The sequence below is a fragment of the Micromonospora xinjiangensis genome (assembly GCF_056150165.1).
On the sequence record NZ_JAXCFO010000018.1, the window covers coordinates 1 to 1,288 of the forward strand.

A 1,288-nucleotide genomic window follows, 5' to 3' on the forward strand; every position below is an offset into this window, starting at 1 on the left:
GGCCAGTCTGTGGCGCGCGGCAGTCGGAAGCTTGTTGAGCCGCAGTCACGGTCGGCCGGTGGGAAGGGCGGGCGCCAGGCCCGGCTACGTCGTTTGCTGCGCCTTCGTGACGATTTGAACGAAGGCGCGTACCAGGGCATTCTCTCCGCCCTTGCGCCACACCGGCGCGTAGTGCAGCACCGGTCCGTCGGTGATGGGCAGGAAGGTGATGTCGCCTCGTTGCCGGGTGGCTGCCACGTCCGATCCGATCGGGGACACGATGTTGCCGCCGGCGATCGCTTGGAAGGCCTCCTCGAGGGTGACGGTGCCCAGTCCGCGCCGGACGGGCCGCCCGGCCGGGGTGGTGGACGGGGTGTGCGCCTCCCACACGTAGTCGGGAATGGGTCCCTCGGGGTAGATCACCGGATGATCGCCGAGATCCTCCAGCTCGACGCTGCCCCGGCTGGCCAGCGGATGACCGGCGGCCACCGCCAGCACCAGCTCCTCGCGGTGCAGGATCGGCCCGACCGTGAGGTCGGGCTCGCGGATGGGCAGCCAGAGAATCCCGATGTCGACCGAACCGGCCCGCAGCGGCCCGAGCGGGTCGGCCGGCAGGATTTCGCGCAGGCGCAGCTCGCACTGCGGGTGCCGCTGCCGGAACAGGTCGAGGACGGCCTCGACCGACTGGTAGTGGGTGGCCATGGTGCCGACGGTCAGCGTGCCGGCCTGGCCGCGTGCGGTGGCGGCGGCCTCCTCGATGCCGGAGATGATCTCGTTGTAGCCGGCGCGGAGGCGGTCGCGTAACCGTTCGCCGAGCGGGGTGAGTCGAACGGTGCGGCTCGTACGCTCGAACAGGCCCCCGCCGATCCGGCGTTCCTGTTGTTTGATCGACTGACTGACCCGCGATTGGGACACGTGCAAACGCTCGGCCGTGCGACCGAAGTGAAGCTCTTCGGTCAGCGTCAGGAAGATCTCGATGTCGCGCAGTTCCACCAGACGGCCCTACCTTTGATCATGCGGCCTGGAATTGGGCAGTCTACGGCCGCGACGAGAACGGGCGGCACGAGCGTGGCTCGGGCCACCGGCCGTCGCGGGGTCCGTCGTCGATCGATCACCGCTGGCTAATGCGGCGATGCGATCTTCTGCGTTGTTCGGCCGGGACGGCCGGGCGATGGTGGACGCATGAGCGAAAGCGTGATCAACATCGTGGCGGCGCCGGATCATCTCGGGACCCCACGCTGGGACGCTGTGACGTCGCCCGGTGCGGTGGCCGGGTTCGCCGATCTACGTCCGGTCATGCCGTTCGAGT

The 1,288-nt window shown here is 69.2% G+C and carries 1 protein-coding gene; it reads right to left on the minus strand.

The genetic code is table 11. The features are described from left to right. Nucleotides 1–84 precede the first annotated feature (84 nt). Entirely contained in the window at nt 85–972 is an 888-nt protein-coding gene (locus tag SM573_RS29710) for a LysR family transcriptional regulator (protein WP_474617556.1), read from the minus strand. Nucleotides 973–1,288 lie beyond the last annotated feature (316 nt).